This is a genomic window from Bradyrhizobium sp. B025 (assembly GCF_042257955.1).
GTDB lineage: Bacteria > Pseudomonadota > Alphaproteobacteria > Rhizobiales > Xanthobacteraceae > Bradyrhizobium > Bradyrhizobium diazoefficiens.
In genome coordinates this window covers 7,825,065-7,850,013 of sequence record NZ_CP170150.1, presented here as the reverse complement: position 1 = coordinate 7,850,013, position 24,949 = coordinate 7,825,065, and the positions used below count along the sequence as shown (strand labels likewise).

The 24,949-nt window shown below is 57.8% G+C and carries 21 protein-coding genes; 4 read left to right on the top strand and 17 right to left on the bottom strand.

The genetic code is table 11. The features are described 5' to 3' along the window. Positions 1-6: 6 nt before the first annotated feature. The 7 genes from ACE10W_RS37160 to ACE10W_RS37130 form a co-directional block, all read right to left on the bottom strand. Positions 7-1,971, bottom strand: coding sequence for a site-specific DNA-methyltransferase (locus ACE10W_RS37160; RefSeq protein WP_375762459.1), 1,965 nt, complete (start codon positions 1,969-1,971; stop codon positions 7-9). Next, complete coding sequence (locus tag ACE10W_RS37155) at positions 1,971-3,038, bottom strand: hypothetical protein (RefSeq protein WP_375762458.1); 1,068 nt, start codon at positions 3,036-3,038, stop codon at positions 1,971-1,973. The genes ACE10W_RS37160 and ACE10W_RS37155 overlap by 1 nt, the downstream gene beginning before the upstream one ends. 17 nt (positions 3,039-3,055) lie before the next feature. Next, positions 3,056-5,905 carry an SNF2-related protein gene (locus tag ACE10W_RS37150; protein ID WP_375762457.1) on the bottom strand — a complete coding sequence of 950 codons (2,850 nt, stop codon included), beginning with the start codon at positions 5,903-5,905 and terminating at the stop codon, positions 3,056-3,058. Continuing rightward, on the bottom strand, positions 5,902-6,096 hold the full coding sequence (locus ACE10W_RS37145) for a helix-turn-helix domain-containing protein (protein ID WP_375762456.1): 195 nt from the start codon (positions 6,094-6,096) through the stop codon (positions 5,902-5,904). The genes ACE10W_RS37150 and ACE10W_RS37145 overlap by 4 nt, the downstream gene beginning before the upstream one ends. Before the next feature lie 218 nt (positions 6,097-6,314). After that, positions 6,315-7,535: a DUF2130 domain-containing protein gene (locus ACE10W_RS37140; RefSeq protein ID WP_375762455.1), complete on the bottom strand. Its 1,221-nt coding sequence runs from the start codon at positions 7,533-7,535 to the stop codon at positions 6,315-6,317. Positions 7,536-7,562: 27 nt separating this feature from the next. Then, complete coding sequence (locus ACE10W_RS37135; protein WP_375762454.1) at positions 7,563-7,793, bottom strand: hypothetical protein; 231 nt, start codon at positions 7,791-7,793, stop codon at positions 7,563-7,565. Then, positions 7,790-8,038, bottom strand: coding sequence for a hypothetical protein (locus ACE10W_RS37130; protein ID WP_375762453.1), 249 nt, complete (start codon positions 8,036-8,038; stop codon positions 7,790-7,792). Before ACE10W_RS37130 ends, ACE10W_RS37135 begins: the two co-directional genes overlap by 4 nt. A 542-nt stretch (positions 8,039-8,580) precedes the next feature. On the opposite strand from ACE10W_RS37130, the gene ACE10W_RS37125 reads away from it, so the two are divergent. Then, positions 8,581-9,675 carry a hypothetical protein gene (locus tag ACE10W_RS37125; RefSeq protein ID WP_375762452.1) on the top strand — a complete coding sequence of 365 codons (1,095 nt, stop codon included), beginning with the start codon at positions 8,581-8,583 and terminating at the stop codon, positions 9,673-9,675. A gap of 367 nt (positions 9,676-10,042) precedes the next feature. On the opposite strand, the gene ACE10W_RS37120 is transcribed toward ACE10W_RS37125, so the two are convergent. Beyond that, a complete protein-coding gene (locus tag ACE10W_RS37120) occupies positions 10,043-11,098 on the bottom strand; it encodes a hypothetical protein (protein WP_375762451.1) in 1,056 nt (351 codons plus the stop codon). A gap of 224 nt (positions 11,099-11,322) precedes the next feature. Then, the gene (locus tag ACE10W_RS37115; protein WP_375762450.1) at positions 11,323-11,904 is read right to left on the bottom strand and encodes a hypothetical protein; all 582 of its coding nucleotides are present in this window, start codon (positions 11,902-11,904) and stop codon (positions 11,323-11,325) included. 544 nt (positions 11,905-12,448) lie between these two features. Between ACE10W_RS37115 and ACE10W_RS37110 the strand changes: the two genes are divergently transcribed. Next, entirely contained in the window at positions 12,449-12,895 is a 447-nt protein-coding gene (locus tag ACE10W_RS37110) for a hypothetical protein (protein ID WP_375762449.1), read from the top strand. Positions 12,896-13,025: 130 nt separating this feature from the next. Here ACE10W_RS37110 and ACE10W_RS37105 read toward each other — a convergent pair whose 3' ends face one another. The 5 genes from ACE10W_RS37105 to ACE10W_RS37085 form a co-directional block, all read right to left on the bottom strand. After that, a complete protein-coding gene (locus tag ACE10W_RS37105; RefSeq protein ID WP_375762448.1) occupies positions 13,026-15,275 on the bottom strand; it encodes a phage/plasmid primase, P4 family in 2,250 nt (749 codons plus the stop codon). A 129-nt stretch (positions 15,276-15,404) separates the two neighbouring features. Beyond that, positions 15,405-15,689, bottom strand: a complete 285-nt coding sequence (locus ACE10W_RS37100; RefSeq protein ID WP_375762447.1) for a helix-turn-helix transcriptional regulator — start codon at positions 15,687-15,689, stop codon at positions 15,405-15,407. A gap of 159 nt (positions 15,690-15,848) precedes the next feature. After that, the gene (locus tag ACE10W_RS37095) at positions 15,849-16,691 is read right to left on the bottom strand and encodes a hypothetical protein (RefSeq protein ID WP_375762446.1); all 843 of its coding nucleotides are present in this window, start codon (positions 16,689-16,691) and stop codon (positions 15,849-15,851) included. A gap of 1 nt (position 16,692) precedes the next feature. Continuing rightward, positions 16,693-18,000, bottom strand: coding sequence for a tyrosine-type recombinase/integrase (locus ACE10W_RS37090; RefSeq protein WP_375762445.1), 1,308 nt, complete (start codon positions 17,998-18,000; stop codon positions 16,693-16,695). A gap of 359 nt (positions 18,001-18,359) precedes the next feature. Next, positions 18,360-18,692 carry a hypothetical protein gene (locus ACE10W_RS37085; protein ID WP_304548915.1) on the bottom strand — a complete coding sequence of 111 codons (333 nt, stop codon included), beginning with the start codon at positions 18,690-18,692 and terminating at the stop codon, positions 18,360-18,362. 188 nt (positions 18,693-18,880) lie between these two features. Here ACE10W_RS37085 and ACE10W_RS37080 point away from each other — a divergent pair, with 188 nt between their 5' ends. Continuing rightward, on the top strand, positions 18,881-21,829 hold the full coding sequence (locus ACE10W_RS37080; RefSeq protein ID WP_304548913.1) for an autotransporter domain-containing protein: 2,949 nt from the start codon (positions 18,881-18,883) through the stop codon (positions 21,827-21,829). Positions 21,830-21,838: 9 nt separating this feature from the next. Here the strand turns inward: ACE10W_RS37080 and ACE10W_RS37075 are convergent, their stop codons facing one another. Next, a complete protein-coding gene (locus ACE10W_RS37075; protein ID WP_028173758.1) occupies positions 21,839-22,150 on the bottom strand; it encodes a helix-turn-helix transcriptional regulator in 312 nt (103 codons plus the stop codon). Positions 22,151-22,245: 95 nt separating this feature from the next. On the opposite strand from ACE10W_RS37075, the gene ACE10W_RS37070 reads away from it, so the two are divergent. Then, positions 22,246-22,998: an SDR family NAD(P)-dependent oxidoreductase gene (locus ACE10W_RS37070; protein WP_271552666.1), complete on the top strand. Its 753-nt coding sequence runs from the start codon at positions 22,246-22,248 to the stop codon at positions 22,996-22,998. Positions 22,999-23,113: 115 nt separating this feature from the next. Here the strand turns inward: ACE10W_RS37070 and ACE10W_RS37065 are convergent, their stop codons facing one another. Both ACE10W_RS37065 and ACE10W_RS37060 read right to left on the bottom strand, forming a co-directional pair. Further along, the gene (locus tag ACE10W_RS37065) at positions 23,114-24,151 is read right to left on the bottom strand and encodes a thermonuclease family protein (protein WP_304548910.1); all 1,038 of its coding nucleotides are present in this window, start codon (positions 24,149-24,151) and stop codon (positions 23,114-23,116) included. 235 nt (positions 24,152-24,386) lie between these two features. After that, positions 24,387-24,881 (bottom strand): hypothetical protein, encoded by a 495-nt coding sequence (locus ACE10W_RS37060; RefSeq protein ID WP_028173761.1) that lies wholly within the window; start codon positions 24,879-24,881, stop codon positions 24,387-24,389. Positions 24,882-24,949 lie beyond the last annotated feature (68 nt).

Genomic DNA, 24,949 nt, shown 5'->3' with positions numbered 1-24,949 from the left:
GCCTCCTCAAACCGTCTTGAAGACGATTTCAGATTCCTCGGCCTCGGCGCGCGCCCGGAAGGTCTGAACCGCGTTCGCCTTGAGTTGGTCATTGCCCTTGAATCCCTCGTCCAGACAAATGACCTGCAACGGATTAGCCTCGGCCAGCATGTCAATCAGCTCCGGCGTGATCTCCTTCTCAAGGCAAATGAGCATCGCGCCATCCTCAATGGAGAACACTTCCTTGCCCGCAAGTTTGATCGCCTTCACCTTGGTGGTCAGCGGGAAACCCGCTTTGAGAAGTAGCTCGTACAGAATATCCTCGGCGGTGCTCGCCTGTGAAAGATGGTCAACGTGCATCTCCAGTTGGGTTCCATCTTCACTAAAATCGTCGGCACTTGCGTCCCACGTTTTGAAGTTCGAGCGGTCGAGACTCAGCACCTTGAATCCCAAGTCGATGCCAGCTTTTTTCTCCAAATCGAGCTTTCCCTCGGATGCCGCTCGTACTTTTTTTATGACGCGACGGGTTCGCTCCTTGCCGATCTCTGCAATCGTCTTGAATCCCGCCTTGGCGGCATTGGAAGAGTCATCAACATGCTCCGGCAACTGTACCATGATGAATTTGCGGCTGCCGCCATCTTCTGCATTAGCCTCGATTACCGCCTGCGCGGCAGCACAAGATCCTGCAAAGAAATCCAGAACGATGTCGCCGGGGCCATTGCAGGCATGGTCGATGGCTCTGCGAATTAGCTGGACAGGCTTCGGGTTGTTGAACACCTTGCCGGGAATTAAAGACTCCAAATCCCTTGTGCCCTCGTCCGTATGCCCAGCGTAGTCATGGGCCCAAAAATTTATGGGAGTGAGTCCGCGTGCTTCGGACAGGAACATCTTGATTGATGGCACAGGCAGTTTGCCTTCTGGACCCCAGTAGAGCCGCTTATCGGCATCAAGCTCCTCAAACGCTTCTTTGGAGCGTCTCCACGCATTCGTCGTTGGATAGGCGACGTTGCCTGTGTTCGGGTTCCGAAGCGGGTAACATAGGTTGGGCCGATCTTGAGGCGAAGCTGGATTGAGGAATGACGCCCCCTTCCAAACGCCACGTGGATCGTTGTCGGGGTTCGAGTATCGCGCATCCGCTTCTTCGGTGCGTGGCAGAAGATTGACTGCAAACGCTTCCGACTTCGCATAGACAAGGATGTGCTCTACGACGGTAGTAAAATCGACAGTGTTGTTGCTGCGCGTATAGCGCTTCTGCCACGCAATATCGGCTTTGAAATTTTCCTCTCCAAAAATCTGATCGCACAACTCCCGAAGACGGCTCAGCTCATGATCGTCTATCGAAATAAATATAGTGCCGTCGTCGCGCAGAAGATTGCGCGCCAAGTAGAGCCGGGGGAACATCATGTTCAGCCAGTTGGAATGGTAACGTCCGACAGTATCCGTGTTTGTCGAAAACCGCCGCCCCTCCGCATTGGCTTGACCCGTATAGGCCAGATAGGTTTCCAACGTTTCGGCGTATTTGTCTGGGTAGATGAATTCCTGCCCCGTGTTATACGGCGGATCGATATAGATCATCTTGACCTTACCAAAATACGCCTTCTGCAAGAGCTTCAAAACTTCCAGGTTATCCCCTTCGATAAAAACATTTCCCGTAGTGTCGAAATCAATCGACTCAACGCGTTTTGGCTTGAGAGTCGCAATGCTCGGCTGCTGTATGATTTTCATGCAGCCAGCTTTTCCCGGCCACACCAAACCGAAGCGTTCTTGTCCTGCTTCCACCGATTCGCCGAGCACGCGCTTTAGCTGCTCAAAATCGATCTTCCCGTCGGCCAGACATTCCGGGATTGTTTGCGCAATAAAATTCCGCAAGACGGCTCGCTTGGCATCGGCCACATCGGCTGAAGTCAAATCAAACTTACGAGGAACCGACAATACGGCGCTTGAACTTGTAGATTCGCCTTCGGGCGCTTTGTTCTTGTTGTCAGTAGTCATCAGTACCAGCCATACAATCTTGTGGGTGTGCGTCCCCACGTTTCAAGAGCCAGGGAGCGATCCACAACGTCCATGAGTGATTGTCCGGGTGGCAAAATCTCGAACGTGAGAACCCCAAGGCTCTCATTGTGCTCGACGCAAGCGATGCCTGCCTTGTTTTCCCGCGCCCACTCGACCAATGGCACCGAATTCGGAACATTCAGCCGGAACATCCCATTGTGGTCGTAGAACTTGTATTTGAAGGTGCGAACGGCACCATCCGCGCATCGAATATCAATGGAGCCATCTTTGGACGGCGTACCAAACACTCTCCGAAGCACGAGCCCTGCTTCCTTTGGGAATTCGACCTGCAAATTATACTCGCCAGTGAATGACTGTAATCCGGCCCACGCAACAGATGCCGCCGTTTCGGAGATCGCTTTTTGCGCCGCCTTAGGAGGTGCCGCTCCTTTCGGAGGAGAGCCTGCCGCGGTTGACTTTGCAACAGTGTCAGCGACGCCCAGAAGCACAAGGTCTTCCGGTTTGCGGTAGCGATTGCGGAGCGCGAAGTACTTTTCGTAATCCTTCAACTTGCTGTTTGTGAGTGGGGCTCCAACATTCCAGCAATCGAGCCAAGCTTGAGCCGCAGAATCGCGCGTATGAGGCGCTATGCTCCAAAAAGCGCACTCTCCGTTTTTCAAGAATGCTCCGTGGCTGAGGTTGGGCGAACCCGCAATGGCAAGCGAAAGTCCGGACACGCCCTTCGTATCGTGGAAGCTATCAGCGCCAACGTACAATTTGGGATGGAAGGTGCCAGCGAGCGTATCAACTACCCTAACTTTCCAACCGCTCTCCGTCGCTCCCTCCAATGCTTTTGGATGCGTTACACCGTCTTTTGTATCTGCAACAAGGCGAACTTCACCGACGCCGCTCTCATCAAGGATGTCCTTTACGAGATTGAACCCAGATGCGGATACATACGCGACCGCCATACCGACGACAGATGGCTTCGCTTTTAGCATCTGCTTTCTGAACAGAGCTTTGTAGGTGTTGCCAGTTATGCCTGTTGTAACGATAGAACTAGACATTTCCTTTCCGCGCCCCCTCAGACAATCTCAAACCTGATGGCGAAAAGCTCTTCATCGGACTCGTTCTGCCCGAGGCGCTCTTCCACCTGATCCAGAAAACCATCCTTCTGGACTTCGATCTCCTTCGCTGCAGCATCGTAGGCGCGCCATGCTTCGTCACGCTTGGTTTCCAGCGCGCGGGCCTGCTTCTGTAACGTGAGCTTGTCGGGCAAATTGCCAATCTGGCGGATTTCCTTCTTGAGCGCCTTGATTTGCTCGTCCAGCTCTTTCAAATCCGCCTTAAGTCCGGCGCGCTTGTCCTCCGCCCAGTTGTCGAGCTTTTCCATTTCCTCGTCGAACCAGGCGGACTGCCGCGCGGCTAGCCCGTCCAGGATGGTCTTGCGCTCCTCCTCGACGGTGTGCTTGACCGGATCGGGCAAGCTCAATACTGACGCGCCGTTAGTGCGGGCGGGAAGCTCGAACAGACGCATGGCTGCCTTCGGGTCGAGCCGTCCGCCGTCGTCCGTCATGGCCGCCAGGATGATATGATCCTGGTCGTCGGCCCCGCGCACAGAAAGCTTGTGTGCGACCAGCGTGCCGGACTTACCGACAAAGCGCTCGATAGCGACGGCGGTCTGCGGCCAGGCCGTGTAGTCGAACACGAGGGATGCGCCATTGAGCTTGCGCGATGCAGCTACGGACAGAAGATGCTGCGCCAGCGGATGCCCGAGCCGGTAGCGGTGCCCGTCGATGCCGTGACGGGACATGAAGTAGCTGCCCGGCGCGACATTGATCCCGGCGGGCGCGCCTTTGAGAGTAAAGGTGAAATAGTCATCGTCGAACTTCGCCTGCTCGCCAAGCTCATGCTTCGTCACGGCCCAAAGCATCCGCGCATAGCGGTCGAGATAGTCTTTGCTCTGGCTCATGTTGATCTTGAGACGGTCATGCACCTCGGCGTCGAAGTTTTCAAGCAACTTGCGGCGCGTGTCCTCCATCGTGATGCTGATGTTCGATTCCATTTCCGTGCGCAAGCGCTCAAATTCGCTTTCGATGTCTTCGGTCGAGCGGCAATTCTGGTAAATCGAGACAATGCGCTTTTCGAACTCGACGCCGGATTCGATAGCGCCAAGCACTTCGTCGCTTGCGCCGAACACGCCGGAGAAAAGCTTGAACTTCTCGGCAAGCAATTCATACACGCGCTGGTCGGCCGCGTTGTTCTTATTGAGAAAGTTGACCACCACTACGTCGTAGCGTTGGCCGTAGCGATGGCAGCGCCCGATGCGCTGTTCGATGCGCTGGGGATTCCATGGCAAGTCGTAATTGACAACCATAGAACAGAATTGAAGGTTGATGCCCTCGGCGGCGGCCTCGGTCGCGATCATGATCGAGGCGTTTTCGCGGAAGTAATCGACCAGCGCCGCCCGCATGTCGGCGGTGCGCGAGCCGGTGACGCGGTCGGTTCCCTTATGGCGCTCCACCCATGCGTGATAGATCGCCTTGGACTGCGCATCGGAGTTTGAGCCGTTGAAGAGGACAAGCTTGCCGTCGTAGCCGTTCGCACAAAGCAGCCGGACAAGATATTCCTGGGTGCGCCGAGACTCGGTGAAGATGATGGTTTTCTCGGCCGCGCCCAGCTCAAGCGCCTTGGCAAACCCTGCGCGAAGGGCGCTTAGAAGGGCTTGCCCCTTCGCGTTCTCCGAAATTGAGACCGCAAGGTCACGGAACGCGTGGAGGTCGGCGATCTCGTTTTCGATATTGGCGATGTCGTCCGCGGTCAGAAGCTCCGGCTCTTCGCCTTCTTCTCCCCACTCGTCGGCAACGTCCTCGTATTCCTCATAATCCTCGGCGATTTCTTCTTCGAGCTTCTGGCGAAGATTCTTGTCGTTCCGAATCTGACGTTCCAGCTTGCGCGCCAGAGAATCTAGCGCCCCGGCAATAGCGAAGGTCGAAGAGGCCAGAAGCTTCCGCATAATGAGGGTCATCAGCGAGCGCTGGCTTGACGGCAGGGCTTGCAACGAGGGCCGACGGAGATAGTTCGACACCATGTCGTAGAGCTTTTGCTCTGCCTCCGTGGGCACAAATTCCTGCGTGATCGGGATGCGGTTGGTGTAGCGAATATATTCCAGGACTTGCCGTCGCAGTGTGCGGTGGCACACGGGCTTGAGGCGGCCTTTGAGTTCATCAAAGAGGTTGTCGCTCGCTATGCGTGCGTATTGCGCGCGAAAGCTCTTGGCATCGCCGAAGGTGTAATCGTCGATCAGGCTGACAAGCCCGTAGAGCTCCATCAGCGAATTTTGCAGCGGGGTTGCCGTGAGCAACACCTTGGGGGCATTGGCGAGTGCGCCCTTCAACGCCTTGCCAATGCGATTGTCGGGACGATAGACGTTGCGCAACCGATGCGCTTCGTCGATGACCACCAAATCCCACGGGACGACCATAAGCTCTTCGGCATGGCGCGCGGCAAACTGAAACGAACAGATGACAAGGGTCTTCTGCTCGAAGGGACGGCGAACGCCGTCTTTGGCCATCTTGTTGTAATTGCGCGCCTCAAGGATGACCGTGGGGAGAAAGAACTTCTCTGCGATCTCCTGCGCCCATTGCTTGCGAAGATTTGCAGGCGTGATGACAAGGATCCGGCGGCGGCCTTCGGTCCATTTCTGTGCAAGGACGAGCCCGGCCTCAATGGTCTTTCCGAGGCCAACCTCGTCGGCGAGGATCGCGCCCTTGGACAGTGGAGACTTGAAAGCGAACAGCGCCGCCTCAACCTGATGGGGATTAAGATCAACCTGCGCATCCATGAGAGCGCCAGCGAGTTTCTCGGCATCGGCAACGGAATGCCGCCTGCCCAGCTCATGAGCAAATAACTTGGCGTGGTACTCGGTTATCACTCCCCGTTGCCCCCTTGCTGCTCCTCAACCTTCCGTTTAATCCATCTTGCAATTTCCTGCCGCTCAAAACGCCACGATCCGCCGACCTTGAAACCGGGAATCTTGCCTGCCGAGGCAAGCTTGTAGGCAGTCTTCTCATTGATCTTGAGAAGCTCGGCCATCTCACGGATTGTCAGGATTTCGTCGGCCATTCGGGGGACTATATGGGTCGGTCCGGGCGATTCCTAGAGAAATGAGCGAAAATAAGAGAAAGCAAGAGATAATTGGAGAAAGCTTGGGGTTACTAAGCTCTTTGCTCCGGGGTCAATCGGCCGTGCAGCAGTCGTCTTGGCCGCATGGGTTGAGATCGTCGAAATTTGCCAACGGCGCGTTCGCTTGCCACACCTTGAGCTAGCACGAGGATGAGCCGTTAATCCCCTGACGTGAGGGCCGGGATGGTTGTTAGCGAGGACCCGACTAATCCTTGAAGATCGCCATACATGCCAGAAGTGTTGGTAATAACCCGCTGAATTGTCTTTTCGCGTTTTGCCCACCGCCGCTCGGTTGATCGACGCTCTTCTTGCAAATCTTCCTGCATGGTCACGAACGCTTCGACGATGGCCTCAACTCTTTGGCGAAATTCAATGCCCGACAGGTAGGCGTAAAGGATCTCCATCTTTTGGTTTTTTCCCACTGCGGCGCGTTTCGCCGAAGCGACCTCGATTAGAAGAAGCCGCAGTGCACTCGCTAAGTGAATCGCGCACCTTGGATGGGTTACCCAAATTCCGCTAATCTGCTTGAAGTGATTGCAATCCTTTGGCAGCGCGTCGCTCACCAGTATGGCTATGTCGGCTTTGGCCTGCCGCTGGTCTTCCTTGATCTTTTGTATCCAGCCATCACTCCAGGCTTTCGTCCTTTTTGATTCCCAAATGATGGAGCCAGCAAGATCACCGTTCGGATTCTGAACACGCTGTATTATGTCCGCGCCGTTGACACCCTTGGGTACGGGCTGCGCCAGATCCGACGGGAATGCTTGAGAAATCGAGTCTTCTAGAGCAAGTTCGAGCACCTCTCCCTGAAGCTGTTGCGAGCCCTGCTGCAGTTTGCGCCGAAGCTCGTCGTTAGCCTTCATGGCATCTGAAAGCCGCTTATCTTTCTCCGCAACTTGCCGCGCATGTTCTTCTTCGAGCCGTGTCGAAATTTCTAGCTGAAGCCGGACTCGTTCTTCGTCCAGATTTCTCGCCATTTCGAGATCGCGCGCCTTTTCCCGCTCCTCTAGGTTTCGCTTCTCGGTTCGGAGTTCAAGTTCGACAGCTTGTGCTTTCGCCAGCCGCTCACTCCGTTCATCTGCTTGCCTCTTAAGGTCTGCAATCTCAGTCGAAAGTCCGGACCTCAATTGTGCTTCGATCTCTTTCGATATACTAGCTCGTTCCGCAGCAAGCCGGTCAGAAATCGTCTGATCGAAAGCGGCGGCCTTTTCATCCAGTTCGCGTTCTCTCGCGGCGAGCAGCCGTTTTGCTTCTAACGTTTCGGCCTTAAACTCCTGGCGTGTTCGTTCGGCAATTTGATGATGAATGGCTTCGCTGATCGGAATCGCTTCGCCACACCCCGGGCATTTGATGGTACCGAACCCGGTTTCCTCGTTCGCCACGATAGCTCCCCTCGATCAATTGTTACTTCAGTGAATCAAATTGCTGTTGTTCGTGCAGAGTGGCACGATGCGCCGTTCGCCAACCAAATTGTCTCGCTTTATGCACAGCGCATCCACAGAAGCTTGCATCTGCGCCAGCAACAATTCCGCCGACGCAGCACCAATGCCGGAACGTTGAAGCGCGGAGACATCGTTCTGTTGCCTACGAATTTGCAGGTGCAGCTTTTCAATCTCAGCGCAGATGAATTGAAGGGTCATAGCGCACTCAAATCATCGGGGACGTGGCCGAATTTCCTGATCACCTTGGCATCGCTGAAATCGCCAGTAGAAGGGTCGCCGGTGCGGCTAAAGGCGACTGCGCCAACGTGACCTTCTTTGCGAGCTAACGCCTCAGCGCGCATCACAGCAGCGTTTGGATTGAAGCATTCCGTAGGATCGCCAGCAGCGACGCCGTCATCGGCGGCCACGAACGGCAGCGCGACGTAATAGGTGACTTCAGCCATGGCCTGACTCCAACTGCTTGACCTGACCGGCCAATTGTGTTCTCTATTTGTTCCCTTGTCAATCTGGCGTGATCATGACGAATGAGCGACCCGCAAGCTGGCGAATGCCGTCCCCGAAGCAGATGGACAAGCTGGCGCGGGAGGCTGCTCGTCGGCGAGATATCGATAGGCCGGATGACGCGGCACCATGCGATTCGTTGCCGGATGAATTATGGGATGCCGTTCTGGCCGATCCACGCGCCGCTGGACGATCTCCGCTGCCGATCATGCAGTGTCGCCTCTCGGAAATTACGCTCCATGTGCTGCGTGTAGAATGCGCGCGATGCTTTCGCATCGTCGAAATTCAGAAGGCGGACGCAGTCAGGTTCTATGGACCACATGCCGTCTGGAAAGATGTCGGGCAGCGACTGCTCGACCGGACCTGCACAAGTCGCACAGGCCGCCACGAGGAAGATGGCTGTTGGCCAGACTGGCGCAAATGAGTAGGTTGGTGGATAAGCAACCCGACAAACAAAATCCGCCGTCTCTAACAGAGCTTTCTCATGCCGATCAAGCATAGCATTTGGCGCGTCGGTAAACCGCCGGTCCGACTCTTGGAGTCTTCGTCTCTTTCGTCCGAAAAGCTTCTTGAGGAGATGATCGTTTCAGCACCTGAGATTCTTTCCGACCAATGGATGATCATTGGGCGTCAAGAAGACACTGGATTCGGTGGCCGTATCGATCTTCTTGCGGTCGCGCCTGATGGCGCATTGGTGCTGATCGAACTCAAGCGAGGAAAGACTCCGCGAGAGGTGGTCGCGCAAGCAATTGATTACGCGACTTGGCTTGAGGACTTAGACGCTGAAGAGATTGCGCGCATCTATGGGCGGTATGCTCCAGGGCGTGACTTGGCGGAAGACTTTCGATCACGGTTCGAATCCGAACTTGACGAGGCAACGCTGAATGAAAGCCATCAAATCGTCGTCGTTGCCTCTTCGCTTGATAGCGGCTCCGAACGCATCGTTGGCTACTTGAATAAGCGCGGCATTTCCATCAACGTGCTTTGCTTCCAGTTGTTTGACACGGGAACGGAACAGCTCCTGAGCCGAGCTTGGCTGCTGGACCCCATTGAAACGCAAATCGCGTCAGCTATCACCTCGCCGAAGGCGGCAAAAGAGCCCTGGAATGGCGAGTACTATGTATCGTTCGGCCAAGGAAAGGATCGTTCATGGGACGACGCGATGAAATTTGGATTTGTCAGCGCAGGCGGCGGATCGTGGTATTCGAACACGTTAAATTTGCTCAAGCCGAATGATCGAATTTGGGTAAAGGCTCCCGGTTATGGATTCGTCGGCGTTGGTCGCGTCAAAGGACCGGCTGAAGCGGCTACGGACTTCAGGATCATGATCGACGGCAAGGAGCAATTGGCGGTCGAAGGGTTGAGCGGCGCGGAATATCATCGTCGCTACATGACTGATCCTGACAAGATGGAATACTTCGTTCCGGTCGAATGGGCACAAACCGTTCCCCTCGCAAGTGCGGTAGACGAGATCGGCTTGTTTGGGAATCAAAATACAGCCTGTGCTCCGAAAACACCGAAGTGGACTCACACTATCGAGCGTTTGAAACAAGTGTTTCCGAAATTCAATTCCGTCTAAGAACGACGATGGTCAGGAATGAAATGCGTTGTCATAGTGATTGGCGTTATGGCTTTGATTTGTGGGCTCAACGCCGCACTCCTATGGCGAGACTCCACGAACGTCCCTTGGCTTCCGGCCGGTCCCGAACCTGTGGATCCTGACATACGTCGAGCTTGGTCGGATGTTGCGCGCTATGAGCAGTCGAACAAGGTCAACGAATTGAATCGGAAAGCGGCGAAATGGACGGCGGCGACAGCAGTCATCGGCTTTGTCGGCCTAATACTCGGTTTGTGGCCTACTTGAATTCGGGGTGCGGTGCGATCAGAGGGCCGCCGAAAAAGCAGCAGATTTGCATCGTGGCGTCCGTTCGTAACGCGACAATCCGCTAGTCGTCACCTTCGCAAGAGCCCTCGGTAACCACAACCGGCCCCATGTTTTTTCGCAGGTGCTCAACGATCTCCTGATTGTGCTTCTCGAACTCTTCGGTCGTCATGGGCTTCCACGACGCCGCAAGCGCTTGCGCTTCATCGATCTGTTCTGAAGTCATCTTCGGCGCGATTTTGTCGCGACATCTTGCAGCCTCGTTACTACCACGCGCCGCAGCCAGGCTGAGCCAAAAATATGCGCGTAGTAGGTCCTTTGGAACCGTTGTCGCGCCTGTTGAAAGCGCCCTTCCCATGGCAAACTGTCCGCGTGCATCACCTAGAAAGGCTTGTCTTTCGTCTTCACAAAACTGCTCGAATTGTTCCCGTTCTCTTTTTGATTTGGCCGACAGTTTTTGGAAGCGTCGATCTTTAAGTTCGTTGGTGATTGTTTGCGTCGAATGTTCGAGCCGGTCCAATATTTTTTCCACGTTGTCGATTAGAGCGGTTACCCCTAAGATAATCCTGAACGCTCGCTCGGCGTTATCATTGTGTGCGGAGAAGCTGATGGTGCGTTTTTCGGTGTCAACGTTGACAAACGTGTCGATCATTCCCTCTGAGTTTGGGTGGCATTTATGGGACATCACGTCATATGCACTCTTTGCCCATGGGTATTCTTCAGACATGCGATTGATCGCCGTGAGAATGTTAGTTGATTCCCATTCAGGATGTTTATCTAATTTCTTCGGGTCTCTTGTCGCGGCCAGCCGGTTTTCTGATAGCTTCCTAAATTCAGCCAATGTTCCAGCTTCGCGTGCTTGATCGATTGCGCGGTCATAGTCCCACAGGAACGCGAAAGTTTCGAACAAGCCTCGTGCGGATAAAAAGCTACAAAGCACATTCCCGGTGTTCCAATTTACAATGGTTCCGCCAGTCATTGAGACTACTCGATACAAAATCACTTCCCGCAACATTGCTTCCAGGCCGCTCGAAACTGGTAGTTGGCGCTTACGACGTTTTGTAAGTCGATCCAATATCTCATGGACGTTTTCGAGCGCCAACTTCTCTTCGTCCGTCAAATCTATTCCGAGCGTAAGGAATCTCAGAGCGGGTTCTGTCATCGCTATTGATACTTTCGACGTTTGAGTGCTGCTACGTTTGCATGCTCTAGCTTGAGCCATTCACCGTTGGGGCGCTCGTCCGCAATTATTTGCAGGCGATTTCGAGATCGTCCGTGTCTCGTATGTTTCACCTTTATCGTTAGCTTTCGCCCAGGCTGGAATGCTGGAGAGGTGCGGGCGCGCTAAAACAGGAACGGAAATTCAGACTGACACCCGGCCTGAAGTTTTTGCATCAAGCGCTCCGAGTTGGCGGGTCCTTCGGCTTCCTCATGCGTGGCTAGGTCAAGGTAGTAATTCTCGCCATCGCGTTTGGCGAAAATAATCCAATCTCCCGTGAGCCTCTGTGCATGTGCGCGTTCCTCTAGTCCGCCAACGTTGAGCCGATGCACCAGCACGCTCGGCCATTTCGCCGGGTCATCGCCATGTTGGGCAGCGATCTCTGAGAGAGCGACATCCAGGTCACGGTTGCCCGCTCCTCGCGCTAAATTCCATCTCTCACCAATATTTCGCAAAAGGTGGCGTGGGCTGAAGAAGTGCTTGTGCCAAAGTGGAGCCAAGGGAGCGTGCTTGAATTGTTGCGGAGGTTTAGCCCGCGTTGCAGGCCGCAAACCCTCAAGCGAACCGATTTCGTGTAGGACCGCCGATGTATCGGCCGGATGACCGACAAGTCTCAGCGCGAGGACGAGGCTGATGCGAGAAGCGTATACTGCATGGCCCGTGACTTCGAGCTTGAGCCGCACCAACTGGTCGCGGGTCAGGCTCAATGGGAGCGCTGTCTCGGATGGAGCATTAGGGTCCATCATCACACCTCAGATGGCCTCGATGATGTTCGCCCAATTGGCATTGTCGAACATTTAGCCCCCACTTGCCTGACCACGGCTGATAGTACCATGATTAGAGTGCCCTGCGGCCCATGATCAGCCAAGTTGCGTTTGGTGGGCACCCAAAACAATTTTCTAAGGGGGCGCCCGATGTGGGTTCTGCGCCCCCGCGTGCGAGCTATACCTTAGCCATTACGGTTCCCGTTTTGCGCCGTGGAGGACCTTAATGGGGCAGATCACTGGTATAGCAGTTTCTGCTGGTCTCTGAGCCGACGTGATCTTCTTTGAGCAAGAACGTCTCAGCGCGCATTACAGCGGTGTTTGGAAGCGTTGTTAGGAAAGCAAATCCGGTCGAACTAGCTGACGCCTCTTGTTGCGACGTTTAGACGTTCCGCCTTCGCCGGTATCGGTCAATTTCTTGTCACCTCCGATTGTCCGGTTTGGCGTAAGTGTCTTCTCCCCGGAAGAGCTTGACTGGAGGAGAAGCATGGTGTCGCGCGAAGCAAAGAAAAAGCCCTCATTCAAACTGCCCGATGTGAAGCCGGGCAACTGGCGCGGTGAAATTCTTGGAGGCTGCACGGTCAACTTTGGACAGGTCGTTCAGCCCGGCCCACCGAGGCAGTCCGTCGAGTTCACTTACGTGATAGTGCCCGCAGCCTTCACGATGCCTGAGGCGCGCTTCACCTGGCCCGGCGTCATAATGATCATGACGCCGACTCCCATGAAAACGGAATTCCCGGATGCGGGCCACCTGTTCAAGACCGAGCACCTTCCTTCTCTCCACCTTTCGCTTGTCGTTACGCGCGGGCAGTTTTCGGACATGCTGAGGATGCTGGAAGCAAAGCGCCTGAAGGATCTTCATTTCACCGTTGAGGACGGAGCCAACGGCTCCTGGCCAGTGTTTAGCTGGGGCATGTCGGCGGCCTTGGCCTAAGAACTCAGATGCATCGAGGCTATGCCAGCCATGGTGGCAGAGGTGGCAGGCATCTGTATAAACATCTGAGAGAACATTGCCTTGAATTCATTATTATTTGGCCTGCCACCTCTGCCACCATGGCTCGCTCCTACAGCCGGAGCTTCAGGCCGACCCATTCACTTCCATGTTTTGACTGTTTGTGGGTGAAGTTGTGAGCTTCGCGTAATGAAGCATTTAGCTTTTGAACCGTCAGCGGTTGTTCTCCATTCTTGCTACACCAGTTGCTGTACCGGTTGAGCAGCGAGGACGAAGCCAGCCTGTTCTCAGGATCAACAATTAAGCACTCTGCCACAAACCTTTTGAGATGATCGGCTGCTTCTAGCCATCGCCCTGAAGCTTGCTTCACTGTCTGAGGTTCGGCCAAACCTTCGGCTTGCCATGCCTTACAGCCACGCACTGCCCAGGCTAGGATGCCGGGAAATTCGTCTCGTAGCTTCGCCGGAAGTTCGGGATCCTTTTCCGACTCGGGGATTTGAATATCGAATGGGATGACCCGTACCCGCCGCCAGAACGCTGTGTCGGTGCCGCGCACGCGCGGCATATCATTCGCCACGAGCCACAGTTTGAAGGCAGGAGTGAACTCAAAATAGTCCTGCCGCATAAACCGAGCCGCAATCGGTTCACCGCCGGTCATGCTTTTTAGCTTGGCCTCATCCAGGTGGCGGTCAAAGTTTGCTTCAATGGCTGTGACCATGCGAACTCCAGCTAACCGCGCCAGATCGGCAGGTATGTTGTTGTCATACTGCTTAGTAAGCAATGTCTCCGTTGGTGTGTGACGTGAGTAGTCGCCCAGCATGTCCCGCAACAGATTGACGAGGGTGGACTTCCCGTTGCTGCCGCTCTTGCCGTAGCAAAAGAAGAAGACCTGCTCCTGCGTGGACCCCGTCAAAGTATAGCCGGCGCACTTCTTGATATATCTCATCAAGGCACGATCCCCGCCGGTTATGCGGTTCAGAAACTTTCTGAACTGGGGGCACTTAGCCGTTGGGTCGGCGGCGACAGGTATTAATTTGGTTAGGAGGTCGCGAGGGTCGTGATCGTCACAATCTCCGGTTCGAAGGTCAATAGTCCCGGTTGTGGTATTCAGCAGCCACGGGTTTGCATCAAGCCTGCTATCGTCTACCATCACTAAGCTCTTCGCGAGGTCGATCATCCGCTCCAACGAGCCCTTTGAAAGAGAGCTATCGGCGAACTTCCTTCGAGTGGCTTTTGCTTGATCATCCGGCAAGTGTTGCGCCTCGTCAGCGATCAGGCGGGCTGTGCTTTTCGCGAACTCCATGCATTCCAGAAGGCCGTCAGGCTTCCAACGCTTGCCGTCAAAAACAAGCCACCCCTTTCCGGGAGTATAGAGAATGCGGTCAGCCCAGCGCGATGCGAAACGCTGTGCATTGTCCGTGTCATTTTCACGAAGCTTAGAAAGCTCGATTGTCAGGTCCGAGGTTTGCGACTCGTTTTTGGTAACGGCAGGATTGTCGATCTGGCTTTTTAGAAAATGCAGGGGGCGAGGGTTTCGGCTCCCAGCAGTCAGACCGCTGCGGATCGTAGGAATGATCTCTGATTCTTCGAGACCGATGCTCCTAGCAACCTCGGAAAGCTTGCGCGTGCAGCCGCCTTCATCAAGAATTCCATAGGGGAGTAGCTGCCCAAGCTTGAAGGCACTCCGATTTAAGCAGTGATTCCGCCGGTGATTAGGTGCCCTTGAGAGGCGCTCCAACTCACGGTCTTGCGCTGCGATCAGGTATGCGGCCAACCGGCGCGAATTATTGGTTGGGACTTCAAGCTGCATCCTGGCGGCCGGTTGCGGGCGATCTGAGGTAACCAGAGAGAGAAGCCAGGACGGGGCTTTCGCGATTGCCACGTCATCTAGTGCCCGCCCTTTCTTGAAGGCGTAAACTCTACCGGAGGGGTGAACACTACCGGGGCCTACGACGTAGCCACCGTCGCCTCTAATATCGAGACCTTCGCCTAGCTTTCCAGCCGAGTTCTTAATCGGAGTTCCGTTGCCTCTAAAATAGCGGTGTTCGCCGCTTCCCGTCAGAACCGTAACCGTCCTTGGCAGCTTGCCATGCTCGGAAATCAACTTCGACATAGAGCGCTTCCCGGCGCGCCCATCGATATCGAGCACAAAGATGTTCGATGTTCCGCCGGTGCTGACCCCGTAGTTGGCCCGAGGATTGTTTCGAAAGTGCCGCTTGAGCTCCTTCTTGTTCGTCGTCGCGCCATGTACGCCGAGTTTGATCGCCGGGCGCTTCTGTTCGGCAAGAAGGGGCAGAACGGGTAGGTCTTGTTCTACAAACTGATGAACAAGATCCAAGATGTCTGTTGATCGCTTTTTCATGATAGGCTCGTTTTGATGTTGAGATGCACGGTCGCGATTGGCTTACGACCTGGAATGGGGGAGGGTTCAGGTGACCGCCTGCGCAAGAAGGTCTGGGTTTCCCTGCGGCAGTGATCAGTTGACCCCACGTCAGCTTGATTCCTCGACGCAGACGTTCTGCCGCAAGCGCAGCGTTTTCTCGTTCGCCTGCTTAATCTGAGCCGACCCCTCGGTGGTGGATGAGACCGCGCTGAGCGCCATGAACTCGTCGAGGTCCGCCTTGGCGTACCGAATCGCTCTCCCTATGCGGGAGAACTTGGGGCCACCGCCGTAAAGGCGCCGCTTTGCGAGAGTGGATGTAGAAGTGTTGAGATAGTCGGCCGCTAGACGCGGCCTGAAGTACGCGGGTTCGTTAGGTGCTTTTGCCTGTGACATGGTTGTCTCGCGGAAACTTCCGGACCAGCCCGGAAGCGAGACGACACATAGATGCGATGACTGAAGGTTAGCGGGAGCAGTTAAGGCTCAAATCTTGGATTCTCGTTCCCGGAGCTTCCTTAGTTGCGGAGGCACCCTAAGATGGTCCGTTTGAAAGCCTCAGCCTGGCGCGCGACTTTTTGAAACCCGCGATTTCGCTTGATCAAGAATCCCTTGGGCGAAATCATCAAAACTTGCGAGCGTCTCTTCGGAAGCCTGCCTTAGGTTGCCAGGATAACTCGGAAGCAGTTGAGTGCCCCAGCCAGCAATGATCTGGAATAATGTTGTTTCGCGTAGACTACCGAATTTCCTGAGAGCGGCCTGAGCCCGCGTTCGCATCGATTCGTATGAACCGCAATGACGACATTCGCCAGGAAGCCAAGACTGAAGGATCAGCATGACCCTGATATAGGGCGATTCACCGTTGGATTTGTCGAGGCTCTTGCCAGCTATTTTAAGTCCCGCTGCCCTCAGTTCCTTTGTCACTAAGCATACCCAGGCGACCCATTGGTCCTGTTCGATACGCCCGTTTCGCTTCTCCTGACCCAAGGAATCGAGAGCCTTCTGACTCACTGCCGCTGCGGTCAAGCCAACAAGCGCAACTTGCCCGATTGAGGTCAGCTTCGACATTCGCGAAAACAGCTTCTCGTCAATAGGCGGCATAAAATCCCCTAAATCGGCACCAGGAGGGGTGAGTGCCTCAATTAGCCGCTCGGTCGCGGCTAACCACGAGTCAATCGCCAGTTTGGCATCCTTCGCCAATACGGACCGCTTGGGAGAGTAGATCGGGCCGATGTTTGAATAGAGAGTTGTGGCAAGATGAATCCTTTCCCGAGACTCCGAGGTCAATTTGATGCCTGCTGCCATCTCCACTTCGCGCCACGCGTCCTCTCTATCGCGAACCACGTACCTATGAATCTTCTTCAGGGGCAGGCGTGCACCGTCACCTTTCAGTCTGGCCATATCAGTAAGGCTTTCTTATTGCCGACGATTGAGTTGGCGCAACGTTTCTCGACTGCGCAACATGCCCAACGTCGTCACCCATAGCAGCGGAGATACTGGCGGCAATCTTGTTCGATGCCTTCTGCAGAGGATCAGAATCAAGATGAGCGTAGCGTTGCGTCGTGCTCGCCTGTGTATGCCCAAGCAGTTTGCCGATGATGGGCAGCCCAAGACCGGCACCGGCACCGACGCTCGCGTGAGTGTGCCGCAGATCGTGGAGCCGAACACCTTGCAGTTTCGCTCGTGCAGAGATTGTTCGCCACGGCCTGTTTAGGTCGGCGCGTGGCTTATCTTCCTGTTCGGAAAAGATGACGTATTGGCCCTTGCGGTCGAGGCTGGACAAAACTGCAAGGGCGGGCACATTGAGCACAATAGCTTTTCGTCCTGTTTTGGAGTCTGGCAACAGCAGCAATCCGCGTTCAAAGTCCACGTAATCCCACTTAAGGTGAAGAATCTCGCGAAGGCGAGCGCCGGTCAGGATCAACAGGCGTAGCGCTGCTGCTGTATACGGGTCGATCTTGGTTCGCCGATTTTCGGGTTTCGGTGCGTGTTTGGAAGTCGGCTTTGTCTCGTCGATCTGGTAGGGAATGCCGACCGTCTCGGCTTCCCGGATTGCGCTGCCAAGGCGGGCGAGTTCGTCGGAGTTCAGGAACCGTTCGCGCCGATTCTCCCGGAAGGCTCGAATTCCCTTGGTCGGATTGTGGCCGACCGGAACGATGTTACAGGTGACCGCATAGCGAAAAATCGACGAAACGCATTCCAGGGTCCGGTTTGCATTCACCGTGCTAGTCTTGCCGATCTTGGTGTGCAGCCGCGCGAGATCGGCGTTGGAAATCTTGTGGAGCTTCAACTTGCCAATTTCGGGGTTGGCATGTCGGCGAACGGCAATGCGGTAGTTCGCGACCGTGCCAGGCTTCAACTTCGGTTCGGCTTCCTCGGACAAGTACCGTTCGGCGAATTCGCTGAATGTGAGTGATTGGCGCTCGTGGAGCCTATCCTTCATTGGATCGCCGCCCAACGCCACGTTGGCAAGCAGCTCCTTCGCGGTCTGGCGCGCTTGCTCCGGCGTGAACTCGCGCGATCCAAAGTAGAACCGCCTCTTCGCGACGCGCCGACCACCGGCACCCGGCCGATATTCTATGAACCAACTGAGCGAGCCGCTCGCGCCGATACGAACCCCGAACCCTCGCAATTCCAGGTCGTATTGAATGGCGGGGAGGGGACCAGCAGCGATGGCGTCAACAGTGCGTTTGGAAAGCTTGATTGGCATACCAGTGGGGAAATGCGGTGTCGGTTTGTTCTTCGTGTCGCCACCGTGTCGCCACCGTAGCGGAAATGACAGGACACCACCGAAATCGAAAAGTCAAATAAATAGTGTAAAAACAACAGCTTATGACACGTGAGGACACGTGGGGAACAGGCTGGAATGAGCAATCATCGTACTCATAACCTGAAGGTCATAGGTTCAAATCCTATCCCCGCAACCAAATTCGGACTTCACCGGTTCCGATACGAAAATGGCCCGCATCGCGCGGGCCATTTTTGTTTTGCCATTTTTGTTTTGCCATGGGCGCTTCAATCGTCCGAAAGGCTACGACGGCTGATCCGGATCGGCGGACGATCAGACCGTCAGATCGACGCCAGTCGTTCGGTGGTCTGGACGCTTCCGTCGCTGGCCTGACCGGAGCCGCTCGATGAGACCGGCGCACTGCCGGCGGATGACGTCGTGCCGGCATTCGCTCGCTTTGCCGATGAAGCGTCTTGCAAATACGCGTAGGCATTCGCGCCCGAGATATTCATTGTCCGATCCTCGTTCGTCTGCACGACGAGTAATTGCACGATCCGTACCAATCCTGCGCGCTGCGATTGTTGATTGATGGATCGAGACAAGTCCGACGCTTCGTCGCTCGCGAGGCCGCAGGCCCGATCAACCGCCGGACCATTTCTGCCGACTGTCGGCAATTCTTTCTGCTTCCCGTTGAGGCGAGCATCGACGGTTCGCGCGACTGTGCCGTCTCTGCATCACCGTCCGTCGGAATCCGCGCGTGAGACACACGGCACATCACGGCGGCGGGCGACCTGTTACGGATCTTCGCGCCGCCGGCCTGCACTGATCGCGGGCGGCCTCCTCCTTGATGTCGCAGATGATGATGAACAACAGGTCCTTGCCGCTTTCTCCCGATGAGATCGACCCGTCGCGCGACCGGCATCGCTCCGGTCCGCGCACGACGGCGCCTTCGCGATGCGCCGGCCTTGGATGGCTGCTGCGCAGGGCTCTGCTTGCGAGCGTCGGTGTTCTTGTCGGCCTTGCGGCGCAAATGATGCCGGCGCATGCGCAGCTGGTCGGCGGCAACGGCGGCACTGGCGGCGCCTACTCCGACAGTGTCCCCGGAGCCGGCGGCGCCGGTGGTCTGGCGGGCGACGGGAATGCAGCGGGGAACGGCGCAAGCGGCGGTGGCCCGAACACTGCGGGAAGCGGTCCGTACGGGGGGGCAGCCGGAAACAGCGTTGCGCCAGGCGGAGGAACCGGGGGCGCGGGTTATTCAGGCGGCGGTGGCGGCGGCAGCGGCAGCGGAGGCGGCGGTGGACGCCAGGCGGGCGTCAACGCCGGGGGCGGCGGCGGGGGTGGTGGCCGGGCCGCGACCGTCAGCGGCAACTACACCGCGGTGGTCAACCTGACCGGCGGAAATGGCGGAGCAGGCGGTCTTGGCCCCTACAACGGGTCGGCCGGCGGGGGCGGTGGCGGCGGCGATGGCTTGTACCTGTCCGGCGGCGATCTGCAGGTCAATGCCGGCGTCTTCATCAGGGGTGGTTCGGGCGGCGATGCAGGCACAACTTCCGCCGATGGCAATGGCGGCGCCGGTGGAGGTGGAAAGGGTGTCGTCGTCGGCACCACTGCAACCGTGACCAATGCCGGTTCGATCACGGGAGGAAGCGGCGGTTCTGGCGGCGGAAGCGCAATCGGTTCTGGAAGCGGCGGCGGCGGCGGCGATGGTCTTGTTCTCGCGGCCGGGGGCATCGTCATCAATACCGGCATGATTTCGGGAGGCACCGGTGGCCCCCAAGGTGATCCCAGGTATCCGACCTTTTTTCCGCCCGTCGCCGGCGGCGCGGGAATCAGCGGCGCCGGCCTCGTCGTGCAGAATGCGGGGATCATCAGCGGCGGGCTCGGAAATGCCGGCACGGGGGCCCGTGCCAACGCCATCACATTCACCGGCGGCGTCAACAGTCTGGAGCTTCAGGCCGGGTCGACCGTCACCGGCAACGTCATGGCCTTCAGCTCCGCCGACACGCTCCGGCTGGGCGGAGCCGCCAACAGCTCGTTCGACCTGTCGACGCTCGGCGACTCCGCCCAGTACCGCGGCTTCGGCAGCTTCGTGAAGGCCGGCAGCAGCAATTGGACGCTGACGGGATCGAGTTCATTCACAGGCGCGGTCAGCGTCGATGCCGGCATTCTCTCCGTCAACGGCTCGCTCGCCTCGGCGTCGCTGACCACCGTCAACAGCGGCGGCACGCTCGGCGGCAACGGCACGGTCGGCAACACTACGATCAATGGCGGCGTGCTGGCGCCGGGCAATTCGATCGGCCTCCTGACCGTGAACGGCAATCTCGTCTTCACGGCGCCGTCGACTTACGTGGTCGAGGTCTCGCCCGCCAATGCCGATCGCGTCAACGTGACCGGCACCGCGACCCTGGGCGGGGCCACCGTCAGTGCCGTGTTCGCGGCCGGCAGCTACGTGGCGAAGCAATACACGATCGTCAATGCCGGCGGCGGGGTGACCGGCACGTTCGGCGCGCTGGTCGATACCAACCTGCCGGCCACCTTTCACACCAGCCTGAGCTATGATGCCAACAATGCCTATCTCGATCTGGCGCTGAACTTTTCCATTTCCGGCGGGCTCAACGTCAATCAGCAGAATGTCGGAAATGCGTTGTCGACTTTCTTCAACCTCACCGGCGGCATTCCCGCCGTGTACGGCACGCTGTCGCAAGCGGGCCTGACGCAGGCCTCCGGCGAAACCGCGACCGGGTCGCAGCAGACCACGTTCGACGCGATGACGCAGTTCATCGGCGTCCTCACCGATCCGTTCCTGGCCGGCCGGGGCGATGTCGGATCGTCGCCGGCCGGTGCGTCGCAATTCGCCGACGAGGATGGCTCCCGTGCCTACGCCTCCACCGGTCGCGGACGTTCCGCCGCGGAGCGCGACGCCTATGCCGCGCTCTCCCGCAAGGCCCCGGCGGCGTCCGACATCGTAATGCAACGCTGGGGCGTATGGGCCGCGGGCTATGGCGGTTCGCAGACCACCGACGGCAATGCCACGACGGGATCGAACACGGCGACCAGTCGCATCGCCGGCACGGCGGTCGGCGCCGATTATCGCTTTTCACCCGACACCGTCGCCGGCTTCGCGCTGGCCGGCGGCGGCACGAGCTTTGGCGTCGCCAACGGCGGCAGCGGCCGGTCGGATTTGTTTCAGGCCGGCGCCTTCCTTCGCCACGGCGTCGGCGCGGCCTACGTCTCCGCCGCGCTGGCGTATGGCTGGCAGGGCATTACCACCACCCGCACCGTCACCATCGCCGGCAGCGATCAGTTGCGAGCCCGCTTCAACGCCAACGCCTATTCCGGCCGCGTCGAGGCCGGCTATCGCTTCGTGACGCCGTGGATGGGGCTCACGCCTTACGCCGCCGGCCAGTCGACCGTCTTCGATCTGCCGGCCTATGCCGAACAGATGCTCTCGGGCAGCAATGCCTTCGCCCTGAGTTACGGTTCGCGGAGCGTCACCGACACGCGCAGCGAGCTCGGTCTGCGCGCGGATAGGTCGTTTGCGCTGAGCGATGCCGTCCTGGTCTTGCGCGGCCGCGCCGCCTGGGCGCACGACTTCGATCCCGATCGCGCTATCGCGTCCACCTTCCAGGCGCTCCCGGGCGCATCATTCGTGGTCAACGGCGCGGCGCAGGCGCGCGACTCCGCGCTCGTCACGGCCTCGGCCGAGGTGAAATGGCGCGGCGGCGTCTCGTTCGGCGCTACCTTCGAGGGCGAATTTTCGAACGTCACAAGCAGCTACGCCGGCAAGGGTATCATCCGCTATGCCTGGTAGTGGCGACACTCAGTCCGGAAAGCTCAGGATCATTTTCAACAGTTTTGGAAATCGCGCATTGATGTCCTCTTCGCGCACGACATTGCGGTGCTGGACACCTTGCTTTGACGTCCGGATCAGGCCGGCCTCCCGCAGAATGCGAAAATGGTTCGACAGGGTCGATTTCGCCATGTCAGGGCAAGGCGCCGCCTCGGTACACGACATGCAAGCGTTCTGCGCGACCAGGCTTTTGACGATCCGCAGCCGCATGGGATCCGCGAGGGCTCCGAGCACTCCGGCCAGCGTAATCTCGTCCCGCGATGGGTGAACGAACTGCACCATGCCCAAAATATAGCATGCCCCTTGAACTCATTCAATAGTTCACTAGTATTGAACTATTGAATATCGGCATCCCGCCGAACAACGGAAGACATGCGATGACCAAGAGACTCGAAGGCAAAGTTGCGCTCGTGACCGGCGCATCCAAAGGCATTGGTGCCGAAATCTCCGCCCGGCTTGCGGCTGAGGGTGCGGCGGTTGCCGTCAATTACAGCTCCAGCAAGCAGGCCGCCGACCGCGTGGTCGCCGCCATCATCGCCAAGGGGGGCAAAGCCGTCGCGGTCCATGGCAACTTGGCCGACGCCAAGGACGTGAAGAGCGTCGTCGCGGAGACCGTGAAGGCGTTCGGTGCGATCGACATCCTCGTCAACAACGCGGGCGTCTACGAGTTCGCCCCGCTCGAGGCCATCACGCCCGAGCATTTCCACAAGCATTTCGACCTCAACGTGCTTGGCCTGCTGCTGGTCTCGGGTGAAGCGGCGAAGCACTTCAACGCCAATGGCGGAAGCATCATCAACATCAGCTCCGGGGTATCGACCATCGCGCCGGCGAACACCGCCGTCTACACTGCGACCAAAGCCTCGGTGGATGCGATCTCCTCCGTGCTGTCGAAGGAGCTCGCGCCGCGCAAGATTCGCGTCAACGCTGTCAATCCAGGCATGATCGCCACCGAAGGCGTCGTGTCGGCCGGCCTGCACGAGGGCGACATGCGCACCTGGATCGAATCCACCACCCCGCTTGGCCGCATCGGCAAGGTCGAGGAGATCGCTGCCGCGGTGGCCTTCTTCGCATCGGACGACGCGTCCTACGTCACCGGCGAGACACTTCACGTCACCGGCGGCCTTCGCTAACGAGCAGGTGCTCTGGCGGTCCGACGTCGCTGAAGGCCAAGTTCGGACTTCGCAGCTTTGGATGAGAAAATGGCCCGCGCGACGCGGGCCATTTTTGTTTGGCGACAGACAAGCGTCAGAAATGGAGGATGGGCTTGTTGTCCGCCCCCACCAGCATCGACGGCGCCTCGCCGAACACCAGCCCTTCCGGCTGAAACTTGATCACCTTCCCGCCCTCGACGAACTCGGCGAAATTCCGCGGCGTCGCCGAGTGAACGCCGTTGGTCAGGAAGTCGTCGATCTCGTAGCAGGTGTCCGGCTTGCCGCCTGATCCTTCACCCAGGAATTTCTGGAAGGTCTGGCTGGTCACCTTCGCCTTCTTGCGCGCCGACCAGTTGGTCTGGCGGCGGTAGAGTTTTGGCAGGATCACCGGGCCCTTGTCGGTCGCGAGCACGTCGGTCTCGTTCTTCTTGGGCTCGCGCAGGTCGAAGTCGAAGGCCGGAACGGTTTTGGCGAGATGCTTCCAGACCGGCAGCTTCTTCGTCCGCGCGGCCTTGGCGAGCACGAGGAAGGCCTTGATCTCGTCGTCGTTCATCGAGGAGTAGAACGTCGGATAGGCAAAGCCCTGCTCGACCAGCCAGTGGTTGATGTCGACCGTCTGCTTCGCGACCGTCACCTCGATGTCGCCGACGAGCCGTCCATAGGTGTCGAACACCTCGTTCGGCGCATCGACACGGGTGAACACCCGGCAGGCCAGCGTCGCCCCGCCGGCACGGCTGAGGAAGTCATGCAGCGCCTTGCTCGACGTCGCGCCGAGGAATTGCCGGTAGGGGTGCGTGACCTCGTGATAGGCCTGCCGCTTGGCATCCGTCAGGCCCTTCTTCTCGGCGGGCGACAGCGGCGACGGCTGGTAATGCAGCTCCGGCGCGTCGATGCCCTGAAGGCGCACGGTCAGCTTGCCGTTCTTGATCGGTGCCGTGTTGGTCCGGCCCTTGACCTTGGCGTTGTCGAAGACATGGGTCGGCTGGAACGGCGAGGTGTCGTTCTTGCGGAAGCGGATCGCATCGGGCGCGACGTTCACCACGACCTTGGTGGTGTCGGCGTCAGACCTCCCCTCCGGCCAGAACTGGCTGACCTCGATCGTGCCTTCGACCTCCAGCAGTCCCACCGGCATCGGCCGCTCCTGTCAACGGACGCGACGGTTGCCTCAAGCAGGCGACTCACACGCGCACAGCTGGAGCGGATCATTTTCGTGCGACAGGCCCATGACGGGGCGGCAGCGAGACAGTGCGCCGCGGCCTTCGGGCCGAGCGGGCGGGGCATGATTGGTCCGTCGTGCAACGTATGCTGTGGCGACGACGGACCACCTTCGATTGGTGCGGAAGCCTCCGCGCTGCTCCCGCTCGGAATCAGGGTCGGTACGGACAGACCATCGTCAGGTGGAGCAACGTCGGCGCCTGGTCCTCACCATTGTCGTACTCCCACTCCAGCCGGATTTCGTGCCGGTCGGCATAGGCGTCGCTCGCCGCGTGGGTGATGATATTCGTCTTCATCGGGATCGGCGGCTCGGAATTGAAGCATTTCCGCACGCAGGCATCGAGCAGCGCGCATCGCGTCAGCGGGATCACGCCGGGCTCGTCCTTGGACAGCGGGACCGTATTCAGCTGCGTGGTGAGGTCGACGCGAGCCCGGCCCTTCTCCTTGTGCCAGTACGCCGCACTCCCGTCCGGCCATTTGTCCGCCGGCGTCAGGATCAGGTGGTACTGGCCGTACTCCAGGGTCGGCAGATGGATGTCCGGCGACGCCTTGAGGATGTCCACGCTCCTCTGCATGTTTTCCAGAGGGAAATAATTGTCGTTCATCAAATCTTTGAATGAAGCCCCGGTGTAAGTTCTCGACCCCATCGTCTTTTCCCTCAATATGTCCTTGGCTTTGCGAAAATACATACAGCTCCACGACGCCGGTTGGTTTT

Excerpts from the sequence above, each read along its gene's own strand:
- ACE10W_RS37160 (WP_375762459.1), bottom strand. The coding sequence starts at position 1,971 with ATGACTACTGACAACAAGAACAAAGCGCCCGAAGGCGAATCTACAAGT.
- ACE10W_RS37155 (WP_375762458.1), bottom strand. The coding sequence starts at position 3,038 with ATGTCTAGTTCTATCGTTACAACAGGCATAACTGGCAACACCTACAAA.
- ACE10W_RS37145 (WP_375762456.1), bottom strand. The coding sequence starts at position 6,096 with ATGGCCGACGAAATCCTGACAATCCGTGAGATGGCCGAGCTTCTCAAG.
- ACE10W_RS37135 (WP_375762454.1), bottom strand. The coding sequence starts at position 7,793 with ATGACCCTTCAATTCATCTGCGCTGAGATTGAAAAGCTGCACCTGCAA.
- ACE10W_RS37130 (WP_375762453.1), bottom strand. The coding sequence starts at position 8,038 with ATGGCTGAAGTCACCTATTACGTCGCGCTGCCGTTCGTGGCCGCCGAT.
- ACE10W_RS37125 (WP_375762452.1), top strand. The coding sequence starts at position 8,581 with ATGCCGATCAAGCATAGCATTTGGCGCGTCGGTAAACCGCCGGTCCGA.
- ACE10W_RS37110 (WP_375762449.1), top strand. The coding sequence starts at position 12,449 with ATGGTGTCGCGCGAAGCAAAGAAAAAGCCCTCATTCAAACTGCCCGAT.
- ACE10W_RS37105 (WP_375762448.1), bottom strand. The coding sequence starts at position 15,275 with ATGAAAAAGCGATCAACAGACATCTTGGATCTTGTTCATCAGTTTGTA.
- ACE10W_RS37100 (WP_375762447.1), bottom strand. The coding sequence starts at position 15,689 with ATGTCACAGGCAAAAGCACCTAACGAACCCGCGTACTTCAGGCCGCGT.
- ACE10W_RS37095 (WP_375762446.1), bottom strand. The coding sequence starts at position 16,691 with ATGGCCAGACTGAAAGGTGACGGTGCACGCCTGCCCCTGAAGAAGATT.
- ACE10W_RS37090 (WP_375762445.1), bottom strand. The coding sequence starts at position 18,000 with ATGCCAATCAAGCTTTCCAAACGCACTGTTGACGCCATCGCTGCTGGT.
- ACE10W_RS37080 (WP_304548913.1), top strand. The coding sequence starts at position 18,881 with ATGAACAACAGGTCCTTGCCGCTTTCTCCCGATGAGATCGACCCGTCG.
- ACE10W_RS37075 (WP_028173758.1), bottom strand. The coding sequence starts at position 22,150 with ATGGTGCAGTTCGTTCACCCATCGCGGGACGAGATTACGCTGGCCGGA.
- ACE10W_RS37070 (WP_271552666.1), top strand. The coding sequence starts at position 22,246 with ATGACCAAGAGACTCGAAGGCAAAGTTGCGCTCGTGACCGGCGCATCC.
- ACE10W_RS37065 (WP_304548910.1), bottom strand. The coding sequence starts at position 24,151 with ATGCCGGTGGGACTGCTGGAGGTCGAAGGCACGATCGAGGTCAGCCAG.
- ACE10W_RS37060 (WP_028173761.1), bottom strand. The coding sequence starts at position 24,881 with ATGGGGTCGAGAACTTACACCGGGGCTTCATTCAAAGATTTGATGAAC.